Source organism: Shewanella olleyana, assembly GCF_023283825.1.
Classification (GTDB): domain Bacteria; phylum Pseudomonadota; class Gammaproteobacteria; order Enterobacterales; family Shewanellaceae; genus Shewanella; species Shewanella olleyana.
In genome coordinates, this window is the sequence record NZ_JAKILD010000046.1 from 1 (window position 1) to 17,562 (window position 17,562).

The 17,562-nt window shown below is 38.6% G+C and carries 14 protein-coding genes, 5 tRNA genes and 2 pseudogenes; 19 read left to right on the forward strand and 2 right to left on the reverse strand.

Annotation, left to right across the window (positions count from 1 at the left end; translation table 11 throughout):
* Window positions 1-1,700: 1,700 nt before the first annotated feature.
* The 19 genes and pseudogenes from L2735_RS19155 to L2735_RS19245 all read left to right on the forward strand — a co-directional run.
* Window positions 1,701-1,776: transfer RNA gene (locus tag L2735_RS19155), tRNA-Asn, on the forward strand.
* A 39-nt stretch (window positions 1,777-1,815) separates the two neighbouring features.
* A tRNA-Asn gene (locus L2735_RS19160) sits at window positions 1,816-1,891 on the forward strand.
* Between the two features lie 23 nt (window positions 1,892-1,914).
* Window positions 1,915-1,990: transfer RNA gene (locus tag L2735_RS19165), tRNA-Asn, on the forward strand.
* A 28-nt stretch (window positions 1,991-2,018) separates the two neighbouring features.
* Window positions 2,019-2,094: transfer RNA gene (locus tag L2735_RS19170), tRNA-Asn, on the forward strand.
* 20 nt (window positions 2,095-2,114) lie between these two features.
* Window positions 2,115-2,190: transfer RNA gene (locus tag L2735_RS19175), tRNA-Asn, on the forward strand.
* Between the two features lie 188 nt (window positions 2,191-2,378).
* Window positions 2,379-4,280, forward strand: a complete 1,902-nt coding sequence (locus tag L2735_RS19180; protein WP_248986226.1) for an EAL domain-containing protein — start codon at window positions 2,379-2,381, stop codon at window positions 4,278-4,280.
* Window positions 4,281-4,404: 124 nt separating this feature from the next.
* Window positions 4,405-4,983, forward strand: a complete 579-nt coding sequence (rsxA, locus tag L2735_RS19185) for an electron transport complex subunit RsxA (protein ID WP_102526049.1) — start codon at window positions 4,405-4,407, stop codon at window positions 4,981-4,983.
* A 2-nt stretch (window positions 4,984-4,985) separates the two neighbouring features.
* On the forward strand, window positions 4,986-5,615 hold the full coding sequence (rsxB, locus tag L2735_RS19190; RefSeq protein WP_248986227.1) for an electron transport complex subunit RsxB: 630 nt from the start codon (window positions 4,986-4,988) through the stop codon (window positions 5,613-5,615).
* The gene (gene rsxC, locus L2735_RS19195) at window positions 5,609-8,050 is read left to right on the forward strand and encodes an electron transport complex subunit RsxC (protein ID WP_248986228.1); all 2,442 of its coding nucleotides are present in this window, start codon (window positions 5,609-5,611) and stop codon (window positions 8,048-8,050) included. The genes rsxB and rsxC overlap by 7 nt, the downstream gene beginning before the upstream one ends.
* Before the next feature lie 2 nt (window positions 8,051-8,052).
* A complete protein-coding gene (gene rsxD / locus L2735_RS19200; RefSeq protein WP_248986229.1) occupies window positions 8,053-9,102 on the forward strand; it encodes an electron transport complex subunit RsxD in 1,050 nt (349 codons plus the stop codon).
* 33 nt (window positions 9,103-9,135) lie between these two features.
* Window positions 9,136-9,771: an electron transport complex subunit RsxG gene (rsxG, locus tag L2735_RS19205; protein ID WP_248986230.1), complete on the forward strand. Its 636-nt coding sequence runs from the start codon at window positions 9,136-9,138 to the stop codon at window positions 9,769-9,771.
* Window positions 9,764-10,459: an electron transport complex subunit E gene (locus L2735_RS19210; RefSeq protein ID WP_248986231.1), complete on the forward strand. Its 696-nt coding sequence runs from the start codon at window positions 9,764-9,766 to the stop codon at window positions 10,457-10,459. Before rsxG ends, L2735_RS19210 begins: the two co-directional genes overlap by 8 nt.
* Before the next feature lie 34 nt (window positions 10,460-10,493).
* Window positions 10,494-11,156 carry an endonuclease III gene (gene nth / locus L2735_RS19215; RefSeq protein WP_248986232.1) on the forward strand — a complete coding sequence of 221 codons (663 nt, stop codon included), beginning with the start codon at window positions 10,494-10,496 and terminating at the stop codon, window positions 11,154-11,156.
* A gap of 701 nt (window positions 11,157-11,857) precedes the next feature.
* Complete coding sequence (locus L2735_RS19220; RefSeq protein ID WP_248986233.1) at window positions 11,858-12,064, forward strand: hypothetical protein; 207 nt, start codon at window positions 11,858-11,860, stop codon at window positions 12,062-12,064.
* 336 nt (window positions 12,065-12,400) lie between these two features.
* Window positions 12,401-12,643, forward strand: a complete 243-nt coding sequence (locus L2735_RS19225) for a hypothetical protein (RefSeq protein WP_248986234.1) — start codon at window positions 12,401-12,403, stop codon at window positions 12,641-12,643.
* 54 nt (window positions 12,644-12,697) lie between these two features.
* The gene (locus L2735_RS19230) at window positions 12,698-13,102 is read left to right on the forward strand and encodes a hypothetical protein (protein ID WP_248986235.1); all 405 of its coding nucleotides are present in this window, start codon (window positions 12,698-12,700) and stop codon (window positions 13,100-13,102) included.
* A gap of 155 nt (window positions 13,103-13,257) precedes the next feature.
* A complete protein-coding gene (locus tag L2735_RS19235) occupies window positions 13,258-13,641 on the forward strand; it encodes a hypothetical protein (protein WP_248986236.1) in 384 nt (127 codons plus the stop codon).
* A 462-nt stretch (window positions 13,642-14,103) separates the two neighbouring features.
* Complete coding sequence (locus L2735_RS19240; RefSeq protein ID WP_248986237.1) at window positions 14,104-14,919, forward strand: HNH endonuclease; 816 nt, start codon at window positions 14,104-14,106, stop codon at window positions 14,917-14,919.
* A gap of 135 nt (window positions 14,920-15,054) precedes the next feature.
* Window positions 15,055-15,930: pseudogene (locus L2735_RS19245) on the forward strand (IS110 family RNA-guided transposase); the annotation flags it as partial.
* A 498-nt stretch (window positions 15,931-16,428) separates the two neighbouring features.
* Here the strand turns inward: L2735_RS19245 and L2735_RS19250 are convergent.
* Together L2735_RS19250 and L2735_RS19255 are read right to left on the reverse strand one after the other, a co-directional pair.
* A complete protein-coding gene (locus tag L2735_RS19250; RefSeq protein ID WP_248986238.1) occupies window positions 16,429-17,016 on the reverse strand; it encodes a hypothetical protein in 588 nt (195 codons plus the stop codon).
* Window positions 17,017-17,241: 225 nt separating this feature from the next.
* Window positions 17,242-17,454 (reverse strand): annotated as a pseudogene (locus L2735_RS19255) (transposase); the annotation flags it as partial.
* Window positions 17,455-17,562: the final 108 nt, after the last annotated feature.

The following is a 17,562-nucleotide window of genomic DNA, read 5'->3' on the forward strand; positions in this document are numbered from 1 at the left end:
GCTGCGTTATTGATTTTGAAAAGGGAATAACCATTACCCGCAATCAATGCCTTGCCTAAACGCGTGTAAATTCTTGCTGAAATCGAGCATCTTCAGGTTGTTTGGGTATAATTTATCTGCAGTATTGAACAATGCAAAATGAGTTATCTCATTATGATGCCAAAACAGTATAGGACTCACTTGTGTTACTTAAGCAAACTGTGCGAAATAACTAGACTGTGCAGTTCATAATATGAAATTTATCAGCGTAAATGCTGCATTTGTCATCAGCTTAATTTTTAACGAATTTAAACAATAACCCTTATTTCATTCATGCATCTAAGACACCAAGAAAAACGAGCCAGATAATCCTTACCGAAAGCCATAACAGAGCATTATTACAATTTAGAGTACAAAAAATGAAATTATGCTACAACAACGGCAAAAGGTTGAAACTGACGATAAAACCGCCAAAAATGGCTATTCTATGGCAATTTAATACACAATAGAGTTGATGCAACGACTATATTCAGCATCACTAAACAATCCTCATCACTAGAAATGTATTGCAATTTGCAACATATTGATAATATGGAAATATTTTCATTTGTTGATTCTGAACAATTTTTAACTTCTACTCAATGAATATAGGGGCTTCAGAGGTTAATTTAAGAGTAACTCACAGGCTTATCCACAGATTTAGTGGATAACTCGCTCAAGCCCAATATTACTGGGGTATAGCGGTAAACAGAAATTAATAAAACAGTAAAAAAAGTAACATGAAATAAAATTACATTTGTAAGTTGGGCTACGTAATTGCATCGAATTGAAACAATCAAATAAAAGCATCCATTCGTTTCAGCTTAGAAAAATGATCGCATTCACAACCCTATGATCTTTCCTTTTTCAAACATCTGCCGGTGTTGGCTACACATCAATTTGGAACAATAAACAGAGCAAAACTTTCTAACAACGCTTTCAATTAATGTCTCTAAAAGTAGGCAAACTCTTAGTAGTCTTTGATAGATACAATGCTAAATATGATTAAACCTGAAGCTGTCAGTCCAATATACAGTTATAGATAACCTCACATAGAAGCAATTTAACTTAAACTGCCAAAGAACCTTAATCGCCAATCGACTTTAATCGAAAGCACATTAATCGACTAGGTGCTTTACTTTTAATGCATCAAGTCTTACAAAATAGCCAGACTATGAATTATATGAATTTTTCTGAAAGAATAGTTTTGGAGTGTAATTCATAACTTATTCATACTTACCCGCTAATACACACTACATCAATACTGATTAAGCCCTGCTAAGGCCCATTTCTAAACTAAGCCCCGTAATTTCTACATATAAGCTCAATTAAATCTTGCTTTAAAACTCTATTGTAAATCTAAAGAACAAAACAAACGCTATATTCATATATAAGCATTATTGTTTTAAGCTGCTTTTGCTTTAAAACAGCTGGAAAACATCAAAATAGCCTCATTGGCCTATTTAAAATGCACCTGCAGCGATTTAGTTAGCGGATAAATTAAATCGTTAGTAATCAATTTGCTTGCGAAAAAACAGTCATTATGACGATTTATAAGCCACGATGGGTATTAGATGACCACTTAACATCAATTTTTCAATTTTTTTTATATCTCGAGTTGACTGATTGTTCAGGGCGTTTTACTATGCGCTCCGTTCTCAGCAATACATTGCTAAAACGATTCCCCTGTAGTTCAGTTGGTAGAACGGCGGACTGTTAATCCGTATGTCACTGGTTCGAGTCCAGTCCGGGGAGCCAATTTAGTATAGTTATTTGAAAACAAAGATAAAATGTAATTCCCCTGTAGTTCAGTTGGTAGAACGGCGGACTGTTAATCCGTATGTCACTGGTTCGAGTCCAGTCTGGGGAGCCAATTTTATCTTAGTTTTAATCGATTCCCCTGTAGTTCAGTTGGTAGAACGGCGGACTGTTAATCCGTATGTCACTGGTTCGAGTCCAGTCTGGGGAGCCAATTAAAACACATATAATGAAGTATCAATTCCCCTGTAGTTCAGTTGGTAGAACGGCGGACTGTTAATCCGTATGTCACTGGTTCGAGTCCAGTCTGGGGAGCCACTTCTTATAAAATCTTCAAATCCCCTGTAGTTCAGTTGGTAGAACGGCGGACTGTTAATCCGTATGTCACTGGTTCGAGTCCAGTCTGGGGAGCCAAGATTTTGACACTTGGTCAATTTTATTCCTTTCTTAATATCTATCTTTTATAAATTCCCTTATAATTCTTCAAAATTTACACTACAATTCTATGTGTTAACTCCTTTATTTGTTATAGCTTTTTAATTTTTTTGCCGCTATACATAAATGTATGATGACATCAGATTATTACAGGAAATGGACTATTCATGGGCTTATCAAAATCATTCCAATTAGTACTTTTTGTGATTTTTGGGCTGCTGCTTTATCGGATTTATGATCTGGAAAATAAAGAAATGCAGCGTCAAGGTTCATTAGCAATTCAAAATTACAGCAAGCATATCGATCTCATCAATGAATGGAATGATAACGGTGAAGCCTTATATGCAAAGCTTTCTAAAACGTTTACTTTCCAATTTTTCCAATATATCCATGAAAGCGACAGTGATCTTAATTATACATTTGGTACTCTCGCTAAAAGTGATGCTGAATTCGAAGATAAAATTTTTAAAATAGAATTGGGACACACGAAGGCATTCCCTAAAAGCCGCCTACAAGTCAGACTGAGTACAAAATCTGTCATCTCAGCCAGTTTTGTTAACCTAGAAAAAGCAGCAACACTGACAATTATTGCGTATTTACTTATCATGATCAGTTTTGCAATACTGATGGCCATTCATCGCCGCGGAATTAGATATGCCTGTGACTATATCAATCACATACCAGACCTTACTTTTCGAGCGGTGGAAACCTCGCGATTACATGGTTCTTTGAAACCTATCGGGCTTGCTTTAGAAAAGAGTCGCATGGAATTAAAAACCAGTATCGGCAATTTCCACAAAGAAAATGATTTATTAGCAAAAGCGGCATATCAAGACCCAGTAACAGGCTTTTCAACTCGTCGACGCTTTAATGACTATATGAAAAGTATTAGTGAATCAGATAAAAAACAATTTGGTGTTCTAGCGATTATTAAAGCTGCTGAACTTTCGAGTATAAACCAATTACATGGTCGTGAAGCTGGCGATGATTATTTAAGCAAAATAGCATCATGCATTAGGCGCGCAGCAACAAGAACAGGTGTAAACGAGTATTACCGCGTATCAAGCAGTGACTTTGCCCTTTTCATCCATGACATCACTGTAAAAGAAGGCGAACAGTTTTTAATTCTATTAAAAGGCTATTTAGATGAGTACGCTCAAACAATAGAACCTGACATTATCGCCCATAGCGGAATGGTTCCTTTTGAAAGTAATAGCAATACTCAAGCTTTACTAACGTTAGCAGATACTGCTGTGAGCATTGCGCAAACGTCAGGGCCTAACCGATACCACATTCTTGAGAAGTTCTCCGGTAACGAACAACTAGGTGATGATCACTGGAAAGTCACCATTAATGAACTCATTAACCGTAAAGGGCTTAAGTTCTTCCAACAACCTATTTTACCTTGTAATAATCAAGTTGATGTATATAGGGAACTGTATGCTCGATTCTTCAATAATGAAGGCTCGAACCTACCCACAGCTAGTGTAATAGCGATGTCAGAACGTCACGGTTTAAATATCGATTTAGATAAAATGATCGTAGTACATACTCTTCAATTATTAAATGCCAATCCAAGTTTAACGGGTAATTTTGGCATTAATATCAGCTCATCCTCAGCACTTCAAGAAGTGTTTGTTTCTTGGCTAAGAGATATTTTATCGAGCCATAGAACAACATCAGCAAGGTTGGTTTTTGAGGTCAATGAATCTGGGATGCAAAAAAATGTAGCTGCAAGTCGACGCTTTGTTCACGAAATGCATAAAGTCGGCGCTAAGGTCGCCATTCAGCAATTTGGTTTAGGTTTTTCATCATTTAAATTCTTCCGAGAAGTAAAACCCGATGTGATTAAGCTTGATAGTAGTTACAGTACAGGAATTGACCAAGACAACAATAATAAATTCTTCGTCAGAATGATTGTTGATATTTCGCGCAGAATTGGTATCAAAGTCATCGCAACGGGTGTTGAAAAACAAGATGAGAAGCTAACTTTAGAAAAAATGTTAGTCGATGGTCTTCAAGGTTATTACATCGCAAGACCTGAAATTATCGCTAAAACAGACAAATAAATAATCAATGTAAGATCAATCTTCCAAAATCGGGTTATTATTTACATAACCCTTTTTTTTATCCGTTGTTTCTCAAGCCTAAACCTTAGATAATATAGCTAATATCAAATAGAAAAGTGTAGTAATGACAGACTATCTCTTACTGTTAATTGGCACCGTCCTAGTTAACAATTTCGTTTTAGTAAAATTTCTTGGCTTATGCCCTTTTATGGGTGTATCTAGTAAGCTTGCCTCCGCTATAGGCATGTCGATGGCCACCACGTTCGTTTTAACCTTAGCCTCAATTTTAAGCTACCTCACTAATGAGTTTTTACTGCAGCCTTTTGGACTAACCTACCTGCGTACCATGAGTTTCATTTTAGTCATTGCTGTGGTGGTTCAATTCACCGAAATGTTAGTGCAGAAAACAAGTGCCTCACTGCACAGAGCTTTAGGCATTTATTTACCACTGATCACCACCAACTGCGCAGTCTTAGGTGTGGCGTTACTCAACGTCAATGAAGATCATAACTTTATCCAATCTGCAGTTTACGGCTTTGGTGCTGCTGTTGGTTTTTCTTTAGTTCTCGTTTTATTTTCTGCAATGCGTGAACGATTAGCAGCAGCTGACGTCCCTTTACCTTTTAAAGGCGGCGCTATTGCGATGATCACAGCAGGTTTAATGTCTCTTGCCTTTATGGGGTTTGCGGGGCTGGTTAAATAATCATGTCGAGTATTGCAATTGCTGTCGTTGTGCTGACACTCCTAGCACTCATTTTTGGCCTTATCCTTGGTTATGCTTCAATTAAATTTAAAGTTGAAGGCAATCCTATTATTGATCAGGTTGAAGCATTACTACCTCAAACTCAATGTGGTCAATGTGGTTATCCTGGTTGTAGACCTTACGCTGAAGCTATCGCCAACGGTGATAATATCAACAAATGTCCTCCAGGCGGAACCGCCACTATGGAGAAACTTGCTGGTTTAATGGGCGTAGACCCAGAGCCATTAAATGAAGTTGCACAAGAAAACGTAAAAAAAGTCGCTTACATCCGCGAAGATGAATGTATTGGCTGCACCAAATGTATCCAGGCCTGTCCTGTTGATGCCATCTTAGGTGCTGGTAAATTAATGCACACTGTCATAACCAAAGATTGCACAGGCTGTGACTTATGTGTTGAACCTTGCCCTGTTGACTGTATTGATATGATCCCAGTTGAACAAAACCTTAAAAATTGGGATTGGAAATTAGCCAGTATTCCAGTAACGCTGATAGAACCAGTTCCTGAAAAAAGTACCGTCACCATTAGTGTTAAACAAATAGACATTGCAGTAAAAGAGGATTCTCAGTGCTAACTTTATTAGAACAAATTGATAAAGGGACTTTATGGCACTCTCCAGGAGGAGTCCATCCGCCACAATTAAAATCACTTTCAAATCAGACGGCTTCGGCCCGTATTGCACCTGCTAAGCAATACCGTATTCCATTACCACAAGTCGGTGATTGTGCCCGACTATCTGTCAACGTTGGTGACAAAGTTGCCCAAGGTCAACAATTGACTGAAGGCGAAGGGTTTATGTACTTACCTGTGCATTCTCCTATATCAGGAATTGTAAGTAATATAAGCTTACAACACAGTAACCATGCATCAGGTTTACCAGTCCTAACCTGTATCATCGAATCAGACGGTCTTAATTCTCAAGTTGATTACCAAGTTTCAACACTTGGCGAATTAACCAATCAACAAATATTAGATAAAACCAAACAAGCCGGTATTGCAGGACTGGGCGGCGCGACATTCCCAAGCCATATCAAGCTAAATCCTGCTAGTGAAATTGATTTAGTCATTATAAATGGTGTTGAGTGTGAACCTTACATCACATCTGATGATGTACTAATGCGTGAAAACGCCTTCGAAATCTTTAAAGGTATTCAGGTCATTAATCAATTGCTTTCACCACAACGTATTGTGGTCGCCATTGAGGATAATAAGCCTGAAGCTAGCAGTGCTATGCAGCAATGTTTAACGCAGTTCGATGATTTACAATCAACTGTTAAAATAACCGTAATCCCAACGAAATACCCTTCTGGTGGCGAAAAACAGCTTATTCAGATCATTACTGGCCGTGAAGTACCAACAGGAAGCATTCCTGCGCAGCAAGGTATAGTGGTTCACAATGTCGGTACCGCTTATGCCATACAAGACGCTGTATTACACGGTAAACCACTCATTGAACGCTTAGTGACATTAACAGGCGAACAAGTAAAACAGCCTGGAAATTATTGGTTGCCTATCGGAACTAGCGTAGAGCATGCGTTAGAACAAGTTGGTTTTACAGCAATGGATAATCAAAAGGTCATCATTGGTGGGCCAATGATGGGCTATGCCCTGCCTGAATATAATGTACCTGTATTAAAAGGCACTAACTGTATTTTAGCGCCAAGCGCCAATGAAATTGCACCAGATGTAGATGAGAAAGCCTGTATACGCTGCGGCGAATGCGCAGTCGCGTGCCCTGCTTTATTATTACCACAACAATTATTTTGGCATGCAAAGGCAGAGGAATATGACAAAGCCGCGAGCTTTAACCTCAAAGATTGTATTGAATGTGGCTGTTGTAGTTTTGTATGCCCAAGCGACATCCCATTAGTCGAATACTACCGTATTGCTAAATCAGCGCTGAAAAATGAAGCTGAAGAAAAACAACAAGCAGAGCAAGCTAAAATCCGATTTGAAGCAAGGCTTAAACGACTAGAAGATGAAAAGTTAGCCCGTGAAGAAAAATCACGCCTAGCGGCTGAAAAGCGTAAAGCTTCAGCAAACAGTGCCAGTAATAAAAGTACCGTTGCAGAAGCAATGGCCAGAGTTGCCGCTAAGAAGAAAGCAGCGGAGCAAGAAGGTCACTCTAAAACTGCTGAAGCACCTTCTGAAACAGGCGCTAGTAATGGTAAATCAGCAGCTGTTAAAGCCGCAATAGAGCGTGCTAAAGCTAAAAAGCTAGCGAATAAGTCATCTGAGACTTCAGATTCAACTGCAGCTGAAGAAAATCCACAGCCAGTTAATGACAAAAAAGCACAAATTGCCGCAGCTGTTGCCCGTGCTAAAGCCAAAAAGCTTGCCGCCAACCAATCTACAGATAACTCAGCTTCTGTCGAAGAAAATACTGCACCAGTTGATGATAAGAAAGCTCAAATTGCCGCTGCCGTTGCCCGCGCTAAAGCCAAAAAACTGGCTAAACAGAATGCAGACGCTGGTATATACAGCACTACTGATTCAGAGACTGTTGACTCTTCTACTACCGAAGCCGCTGCGGAAGTGTCTAGCAATGCAGAACCAGTGGATGATAAAAAAGCTAAAATCGCTGTGGCTGTTGCACGCGCGAAAGCCAAAAAGCTGGCTAAACAAAATGCAGACGATGGTATAGACAGCACTACTTATACTGAGACAGTTAATTCTGAGTCTGTTGATTCTTCTACTACTGACACCGCTGCGATAGTGTCTAGCACACTTGAGCCAGTTGATGATAAAAAAGCTAAAATCGCTGCGGCTGTTGCACGCGCTAAAGCCAAAAAGCTGGCTAAACAGAATGCAGATGCTGATATAGACAGCACTACTGATTCAGAGACTGTTGACTCTGAGTCTGTTGATTCTTCTACTACTGACACCGCTGCGCTAGTGTCTAATACAGCTGAGCCAGTAGATGATAAAAAAGCGAGAATTGCAGCAGCTGTTGCAAAAGCCAAGGCTAAAAAGTTGGCAAATCAGCAGAAGTTGAGTGAAAAGGAATAATCATGGCATTTAAAATAGCATCATCTCCGCATGTCAGTACAAGTTTGCAAACCAATAAGGTGATGCAACGAGTGGCCTTATGTCTTATTCCTGGCATTTTGGCACAAGTCTACTTTTTCGGAATGGGCACTTTAGTTCAAATACTGATTGCTGTAATAACTTGTCTGTCTGCTGAAGCAGCTATTATGAAACTGCGTAATAAGTCGATAAAAAATGCTTTATCGGATAACAGCGCATTAGTAACGGCAGTATTAATCGCAGTTGCAATCCCACCTCTGACACCTTGGTGGATGACCGTCATAGGTTGCTTTTTTGCTATTGTTATCGTTAAGCATCTATATGGCGGCCTAGGTAACAATATATTTAACCCAGCGATGGCAGCTTATGTTCTGCTATTAGTTTCATTTCCATTACAAATGACTAATTGGGTTGCTCCATCTGAATTGGCAGCTAATCAGGTAAGCATTACTGCTGCATTTGCGCATATTTTTGAACTCAGTACTGCGGGTTTAGATCATTTCAGAATTGCCGTTGATGGTCACACAATGGCAACGCCACTTGATACATTCAAAACAGATTTATCAATGGGCATGACAAGTAGTGAAAGTTTACAGCGCAATGTATTTGACGGCATGACCGGTGTCGGCTGGTTTTGGGTTAATTTAGCTTACCTCGCTGGCGGCTTAATCATGCTAAAGCTTAAAGTCATACGCTGGCACATTAGCGTCGGTATTCTTATGGCGATATTTGTGTGTTCTGGTATTGGTTTTTTACTTAACCCTGATACTCATGCTAGCCCAATGCTACATTTATTCTCCGGCGGCACTATGTTGTGTGCATTTTTCATTGCAACCGACCCAGTTACTGCTGCAACGAGTACTCGAGGCAGATTGTTATTTGGTGCGATTATCGGTGTGCTGATTTTTGTCATCAGAACTTACGGTGGTTACCCTGACGCTGTCGCTTTTGCGGTATTACTTGCCAATATGTGCGCGCCATTTATAGATTATTATATCCGCCCACGCTCATATGGTCATCGCGCGGGTAATTAAGCCCAAAAGCATTGGTTTCATACAGGATTAAACATGTTTAATATTATTACTAGAAACGGCCTAATTCTCGCCCTTTTTGCACTTTGTTGTACAGGCTTGGTCGCTTCAGTTAATTTTTTTACCGGAGATAGAATTATCGAGCAGCAGCGAAAGCAGCTTGCCGGTGTGTTAGAGCAAATCATTCCTAATCATTTGCACGATAATGAATTGACCGATGATTGCATATTAGTCACTAATAAAGAGTTTCTTGGCTCTGATGAAGCCTTACCTGTTTATATCGCTAAAATGAATCAACAACCTGTTGCCATCGCTATTGAGGCTATTGCCCCTGATGGCTATAACGGCGATATTAAAATTATTCTAGGTGTCAATAACAATAGTGAATTACTGGGTGTCAGAACATTAACCCACCAAGAGACACCCGGTTTAGGCGACAAAATCGAATTACGAAAATCTGATTGGGTTTTAAGCTTAAGTGGCATTCAATATGATCCAAATGACAAACCTATGGCAGTCAAAAAGGATGGTGGCGATATTGACCAATTTACTGGGGCGACCATTACGCCTCGTGCTTATGTAAATGCTATTAATAATGCACTGTCGTTTGTGGCTGATAATCGTGAGTCGCTTTATAACACCGTCAATCATTGTGGACGTGAACATGACTAATTATCGTGAAATCGCATGGCAAGGGCTATGGAAAAATAACCCAGGTCTAGTACAGCTCCTTGGCTTGTGCCCTCTTTTGGCTGTTACCGCTACTGTCACTAATGCCTTGGGCCTCGGGTTAGCGACACTAATCGTATTGGTCGGTTCTAATATCTTGGTTTCTTTAGTGCGTGAATATGTCCCTAAAGAGATTCGTATCCCTGTTTTTGTCATGATTATTGCTGCTTTGGTGACTTGCGTTCAGTTGCTGATTAACGCTTATGCTTACGGACTATATTTATCATTAGGTATATTTTTACCCTTGATTGTGACTAACTGCGTCATTATCGGCAGAGCTGAGGCATTTGCTTCTCGTAATAATGTCACCAGTGCCGCTTTTGACGGGCTTATGATGGGCGTAGGATTTACTGCCATTTTAGTGGTGCTAGGTGGAATGCGAGAACTGCTTGGTCAAGGTACTTTATTTGATGGTGCAGAATTACTTTTAGGTGATTGGGCAAGCTCGCTAACAATTCAAGTGTTTAATGTAGATACCCCATTTCTACTGGCTATGTTACCGCCAGGCGCATTCATAGCCATGGGGTTACTGATTGCGCTGAAGAATGTTATCGATGATAAAATTGAGCAACGAAAGCCACAGCAAGAAGCAGAAATAATTGCTCGTGCAAGGATCACTAAAGTCGGTTAATAAAACATAAATATCAACATAACGAAAAAATAAAATGAATAAACAAAAACGCTATGAAATATTGACCAGGCTTAGAGACAATAATCCAAAGCCTGAAACAGAGTTAAACTTTGCATCGCCTTTTGAATTGCTTGTCGCAGTAACATTGTCAGCTCAAGCCACTGATGTGAGCGTCAACAAAGCCACCGATAAGTTATTCCCTGTGGCCAATACTGCTCAACAAATATTTGATTTAGGTGTTGATGGCTTAAAAACCTATATTAAAACTATTGGCTTGTATAACAATAAAGCCATTAACGTCATTAAAGCCTGTGAAATGCTGATTAACCTTCATGGTGGCGAAGTCCCTGAAAATAGAGAAGCTTTAGAAGCCCTTCCTGGGGTTGGCCGTAAAACCGCAAATGTTGTATTAAACACCGCTTTTGGATGGCTAAAAGATAATGAAGGTAGATACTTTTTAGCAGTAGATACTCACATTCAACGCCTTGCAAATCGAACAGGTTACGCCAAAGGCAAAACCGTTGAACAAACTGAGCAAGCTATCATAAAAAATACCCCAAGAAAGACTGAGTTTATGTACGACCTACATCATTGGTTTATATTGCATGGTCGCTATACGTGTACAGCAAGAAATCCTAAGTGTGGCTCATGTATTATCGAAGACCTTTGTGATTACAAAGAAAAAACAGAATACTAGGGCTCAAACTTCTAAACCTCGAACTGTTTCAATTAGCTACAATAAAAGTAGGTGAAGTGAAGAAACAAACTATATATGAACACTACAGTTAGCGTTACTACTGCTTCAATGTTCCCTGGTTTTGACGGAGCTACAAAACAAGCTTCAGAGTTACATAGTTTTGATATGGCTGGTACATTCTTAGATTTTTGCAATATACCTAAACCAGCCTAGTCAACCTAATGGCGATATTAATGCGGCTGTTTTCATCTAATAAGAATTAAAAACTTCAGCAAGCTCTAATCGATTAAAATCACTGCTATTAACTAAGAGCATCTATGTAGCTTTAACCGGATATAGCTTTAAATAAACCTATTCAATTAGCTAATATTAAATACCTTCGATTGCTGACCTACTTGAAATTACGACTGCAGTCATTCCACCTACAAACGCTTTTTGTCTCATAAACAGGCTTGTTATTAAAATATAGTTTAACGCAGCATTCTTTTGTCATGAGCTTATAATCTTCATTATTGGGTTCGCTAATTCAACAACCGCCTCGCTGATTTACAGACACCACTTGAGTAAGAAGCTACAGTATCGTTCACAAAACACACTTACTTTGAGCGGAAAATTGAAAGTGAACGAGGCATAATCATAATTTATTTATTTTCTATTTATGAGATTAAATAAGAGTCCACTTAATAATATTGGACGAAAAAATGATTGAATTACAAAGCATCATCACTGCAACTAATAACGAATTACTAATTGATGAAGGTTTTAACCTAGTCATTGTCGATAAGAATGGTCAAATCGTACGAAAAGACGATTCTATAAAAAAAATAGCCTTTGATGAGATGATTGCTGAAGTGACAAAAGAATTCAGTAAAAAGTTCAGACAATTACCGCAGGATAACTTTAAATAACGGTCTAAAATGAGATTTTTTTATGTACTGGCAATGCCAACTTATCGAACCTAGGTTGGTTAACTCCCCCTTAGCCCCTGAACATAAACTTTAATACAATTAGCTCACTCCATTCGGCAACTGAATACGGGCTTATTCATGTTATTTAATTTGAGGTAACAGGTAGAACATTTGATAGGGAAATTAAACGAAGCTAAAAATAGTATTAGTCACACATTTTTAGCTTCATCCAACCCATAAAAAACTCAATACTTAAAAATCAAATAATCAGTAAAAATTTTCCCAAGTTGTCTCTATTTAGCTTTGAAAATTCATCGAAGCTAATGAGACCGAAATATGGATAAAAATAACAAGCTTAATCAAAGAATCAATCATCTCGAAATTCTACTTCAGCACCTTCCTATAGCAATAAAGTCTGAAGCCGTAATGAAGAAAATGACTGAGAATTACTATGCAGAGGAGGTTGAAATACAATTTTTTAACCATCAAGTTAAAAAGCACTTGAGGCGCCAAGGAGTTCAAATAGAAGACATTAATCTAGCAATGAATTTTGTTAACCAATACTTAAAAGACAAATAATTTCTCATCGTTCGAACCTAGTTAATGAACAGGACATCAACACTAGGAATAGTTATGAACAAGTCACAAATACAGCTTATACGAGTCTATAAACGTCAATCAAAATCGCCATGGGATGACCACAGTACAGTATTGCTACTGGCAGACCATCAACTTGAGAATGATGAGGTTCAATTAAGCTTTAACAAATACATTTATTTACATCGAAATGTACAAGGTCAAATGATAGGTATCAGTATCAGCAAATCGCTGCTTGAAGAGAATGCTGAGCTTGAGAGTCAATATCTGACAGGTATTGAGGCTTATATGATGCTATTGATTTACATCGACGACATTGCCGTTTTTTGTGAGTTTTTCAAAAATGAGTTTATGAGTATTTTTGGGATATATCCGCATTATTACTTCGAAACAGCTGAGCAATGTTGGTCTGATTTGATTATTGCTGCTGACACACTGTAATCGCCATCTAGCGAACCCAATTGGGTTCGCTATTCTATTAATATTTCCATGTCTTTTACTCAAAAAATTGACAATAACTTCTATTAACAGTCAAAAATCCCCCGCTCGCAACCTAGTTAATGTTGAGACCACAAACCATTAATTAGGAGCTAAATATGGACCAATCTAAGATCTTTCGTTTACATCCCAAGTCTAGAGGTAATTTAAGCTGTTCACTTTTACTATTAGCAAATGCAGACAGTAACAATGAGTCGCCAAATTTATGTTTTTCGCGATACATCTATCTTAATGTTGATGCTGAGTGGAACATGTTAGGGATTACCATTAGCAAGTCAATTCTTAGTAAGCACGCTGACTTCAGCGAACAATACTTAACAGGAACCGATATGTTAAAGGTACTAATAATGTATAAAGACGAGATAGCAATGTTCTGTGAGTTGTACTGTAGTCAATTTTCAAAAATCTTTGGTTTATGCCCAACAGATTACTTTGAATTTGCTACACCAGTCTGGGAAGAACACGTTAATGCATTAGATTAATGTCATTAGCAACCAACTAACGACCCCTTCTGGGTTCGTTTTATTTAGGCTAAAAATATGATTGTTGATATGTCGTTAGTTAAAGGCTAGGTTGAAGCGGCTAACTCACAGTGGGCTCACTTAAACCTTATATCGTTTGAGGGCATATATGAGTCAGTCCTATAACTCGTCTTTGAACACAAACTAGCTAGAATGTGCCAAGGTAGTTAGTGATTTGAATTAGTTTTTTAGGGTGAAGCTAGGGATTATTGCCATAGTCGTTGTAATGTGATGTGATGGAACAATTAACAGCCACGAGAGTTGTGTCAGATTTTCAAAATTTATTATATTAAAGCTGGGGATCAAGTCGTAATACGTCATATCGATGGCATTAGATATTATGTTTATCCTGCAAGAGCTTAATGCAGTATTGATATACCTATTGCGGATTTAAGAAAGTTACTACAGGGAAAGGGGGACTTCATGAAAAATCAGTTTCAAGCGAAAGCATTTGCAAAATCTAGGGAAATGGCTCTGGGTATACAATTAAGCCAGCGTCCGCACGACTCTGGAAGTGGTATTGAATTTACTAATCATTTAAATAGAACAGTATTCACTGTTTATGACAAAAAGCTAGACGCAGAGAATAAAAATGGTATCGAGATTGCTTTTGGTGTTGATAACATTTCCGAAGAGTATAAAATTGATCCGGTTCGTATCAGTAAGTGGTTAGATGATTGTTTGACAACGTTTGCACACCCCGCAAAACGGAAGACGTCATGGCAATGGCAACGTTTGGCCTTCCACAAAGAATCAGATTTTCAGTCTTTTTCTGAGGAGTTTGTTAATTTTCTCAATACAGAGAGCAATAGCTTTTGTGAAGATGTCATTTTAAATGACAATGACAGCGACTCCAAAACTGATGAACGTATCTTGTCAGCGATATGGTCAAGACGAGGACAATCAACATTCCGCAAGGAACTTCTTCACGCATATGACAATGTATGCGCAATCACGGGGTGTAGTGAAATTGAGGTTCTGGAAGCTGCTCATATAACTCCTTACAAAGTTGAGCAAACGTATAACCTCGCGAATGGTCTGATTTTACGTGCAGACATCCATACGTTATTTGATTTGTCACTTATTTCTATTAATCCACAAAGTGGAGAAATAGTTGTTTCTAAGAAGCTATCAACTGATTATCAGCTTCTACATGGCAAGCTAGCAAACTTACCGAGTGATACTACGAAGTTACCTGACTACGCAGCATTAATGAAACATTGCAAAACAATTAATTAATGTTGAATTTAACATACCATAGCGTAAAGGGAGCTCGTAAGCCCTTAGCGACGTTCTATTTTATCAAAGTACTGCTTTCCGTACTTCACAGGTGCCAAGCCAAACGCCTTTTCATTAGAAAAAGTATCTTATTAAGTGATCGGCGTTGAATGCATGCATTGCTGGTATTGGGTGTCTGATTGGTGCGCTGAACTCGGCATCGATTTCATTCTAGGTCATGCCCTATACATGAAGGCCATTCACGGTGGTAAAACCAAAAACGATAAAGTTGATTCCTTTAAAATCGCTACACTACTACGTGGTGGCAACTTCCCTATTGCTTACGATTATCCTCGTGAAATGCGTGCTGCACGTGACTTGTTACGTCGACGAATGAAGATTGTTCGGCACGGCGCTATGCTCAAAGGTCACGTCGTCAATACCAACAGCCAATACAACTTACCTGCCACTGACCTAAACCTTAAAAATATCTCTGCTAGACAAAAACTGCGGGAGCAATATCAAGACCCTATCGTACAGCGCAACATCGACTTAGATATGGCACTGCTCGATTGCTATGCCAAAGAGCTAGCGCAGGTCGAATGGTTCATTGAAAAACAGGCCAAAAACCATAACCCCGTGTATTTAGAACTGCTTAAAACCGTACCAGGCATTGGCAAGATATTATCACTCACCATTCTTTATGAAATCGGTGATGTCAGTAGATTTGAGTCAGTACAAAAGTTTGCCTCTTACTCTCGATTAGTGAAATGCAAAGCGGAGTCAGCGAGTAAAACCTACGGCACTAATGGTAATAAAATCGGTAATGCACATTTGAAATGGGCGTTCTCAGAAGCTGCGGTACTTTACCTGCGAGGCAATGACAAAGCACGTAACTACCTTAACCGATTACAAAAACGAATGAGTAAAGCTAAAGCATTATCTGCACTGGCACATAAGCTTGGCCGCTGTGTCTATTTCATGCTGAAGAACAAAACGGTGTTTAATGAACAACGATTCTTGAAAGGATAAGTCGCGCAATAAGGTGAGCTGAACGTCTAACTAGATACTCTTTAAAAAAAGAGAAGCGAGCATGATTGTGAATGATGTGGCTAATGAAGCAATGACTTCTCACCATCATCACTATGCCAGATGCTATTTAAGCTACATCGCCTTGATTAGACACCTTATTGGCGCGCATTAATGAATGCAATCAACAAAGTCGTTTACACCTTAAATGAGCCTGAAACTAACTGTGCACAAAGCACCTCTGACTTGAATAGTGCCACCTTAGGGTTAACCGATAAATGTCTAGTGCCCCTGATATTTCAAAGGAATGGAAAGCGTCAGGCAGCGATAAGATCGCACTAAGAGAGCCTCTATATGTGTTTGCTGTAAACGACGATTTGACAGCTAAATGACAGACGAAGTAGATGAATTTGTTGATTGATTTTAATTTGACTGCACAAGCAGCCAAATAAGTTAGGCTCGCCTATTGACTGGCGGGAGGCTCATATGTGTTAGGTGTTGTTACTCAAAATGGCATGCTTTGCCAGGGTCTGAGACACCTATATCTCCAGACCTAATAATTTCAGCTGCTTTGTTATTGAAACGGTAAATAGCTACATTTAAATTCTTCGCTTTGGAAACAATTTCTGAACTTGCAATTTCAGTTGTTTTCTTCGCGCTACTAGTTTTTAGCCTTTCTCGAAAAATTGCTTGTAACTCATTAAATCCAGGTCTAATTTCACGTTCGAAAACAGCACCTAACTCAGGTCCAAAATAACGACATAATAATGCCCTATTTTTATTTAAACTATTATTCCAATCATTAAGAACCTTTGCATAATCTGCATATAAAGACCAAATGAATTCAGAGTCTTTTTTATCTTCTGTAGCCCAACCAACCTTTCTCCACTTGTACAATCTTGTATCCATTAACATGCTAATTTCTTTATAGAGTAAAGTAGCTTCAGTTCTCCGTTGTTCGGAAATACTCCACTTATTTTGAAGGTGACCATAGTATGATGTTAATCCTCCTCCCAGAAGAGTTATTAAAACAAAACTCAAAACCAAAAGTGTCTTTTCATGCTTCATTTCTTCTGTAGTTTTACTCATATAATATCCATATTAGAACTCAACATTTAACACCTAACGAGCCTGTAGAATTACTCGTTTTACAAATTCATTTTGATTAATGAACAAACAATATCTGAGTTCCTATTTTGATTCAATTATTTAGTGGTGTTTAGATTATTATTTAACATACAGGTTTGTTGTTGCTTTCAGAGGGCGTTTAAGGCGAGTTTGGAGAACTTTTGAGGTATAGAGGGCTTCCCCTTCTTAGTGCATCGCGTGTTGCAGCTTTTCTATATTATGAACAAGACAATACAGTTGCCACTGAGCATTGACTTTAGCTTGGCCGCGTAAAGTTAATTTATTCATCCCTTTGTTGACCGTAATATTGCCAAATACAGGTTCGATACAGCCTAGTCGTTTACTATATTGTCGCCGCCCCATTGGGCTGTCTATTTTCACTTTCATCTTATCGGTGTAATACCAATCCGCATTAGACTTTGCCCATATTAGCCCAGTCTCGTGTACATAAACTTTTTACCCTATCTTTGCACTGAATAAATATATTCCAAGCTTTACAACACTGCT

Excerpts from the sequence above, each read along its gene's own strand:
- L2735_RS19180 (WP_248986226.1), top strand. The coding sequence starts at position 2,379 with ATGGGCTTATCAAAATCATTCCAATTAGTACTTTTTGTGATTTTTGGG.
- rsxA (WP_102526049.1), top strand. The coding sequence starts at position 4,405 with ATGACAGACTATCTCTTACTGTTAATTGGCACCGTCCTAGTTAACAAT.
- rsxB (WP_248986227.1), top strand. The coding sequence starts at position 4,986 with ATGTCGAGTATTGCAATTGCTGTCGTTGTGCTGACACTCCTAGCACTC.
- rsxD (WP_248986229.1), top strand. The coding sequence starts at position 8,053 with ATGGCATTTAAAATAGCATCATCTCCGCATGTCAGTACAAGTTTGCAA.
- rsxG (WP_248986230.1), top strand. The coding sequence starts at position 9,136 with ATGTTTAATATTATTACTAGAAACGGCCTAATTCTCGCCCTTTTTGCA.
- L2735_RS19210 (WP_248986231.1), top strand. The coding sequence starts at position 9,764 with ATGACTAATTATCGTGAAATCGCATGGCAAGGGCTATGGAAAAATAAC.
- nth (WP_248986232.1), top strand. The coding sequence starts at position 10,494 with ATGAATAAACAAAAACGCTATGAAATATTGACCAGGCTTAGAGACAAT.
- L2735_RS19220 (WP_248986233.1), top strand. The coding sequence starts at position 11,858 with ATGATTGAATTACAAAGCATCATCACTGCAACTAATAACGAATTACTA.
- L2735_RS19225 (WP_248986234.1), top strand. The coding sequence starts at position 12,401 with ATGGATAAAAATAACAAGCTTAATCAAAGAATCAATCATCTCGAAATT.
- L2735_RS19230 (WP_248986235.1), top strand. The coding sequence starts at position 12,698 with ATGAACAAGTCACAAATACAGCTTATACGAGTCTATAAACGTCAATCA.
- L2735_RS19235 (WP_248986236.1), top strand. The coding sequence starts at position 13,258 with ATGGACCAATCTAAGATCTTTCGTTTACATCCCAAGTCTAGAGGTAAT.
- L2735_RS19240 (WP_248986237.1), top strand. The coding sequence starts at position 14,104 with ATGAAAAATCAGTTTCAAGCGAAAGCATTTGCAAAATCTAGGGAAATG.
- L2735_RS19250 (WP_248986238.1), bottom strand. The coding sequence starts at position 17,016 with ATGAGTAAAACTACAGAAGAAATGAAGCATGAAAAGACACTTTTGGTT.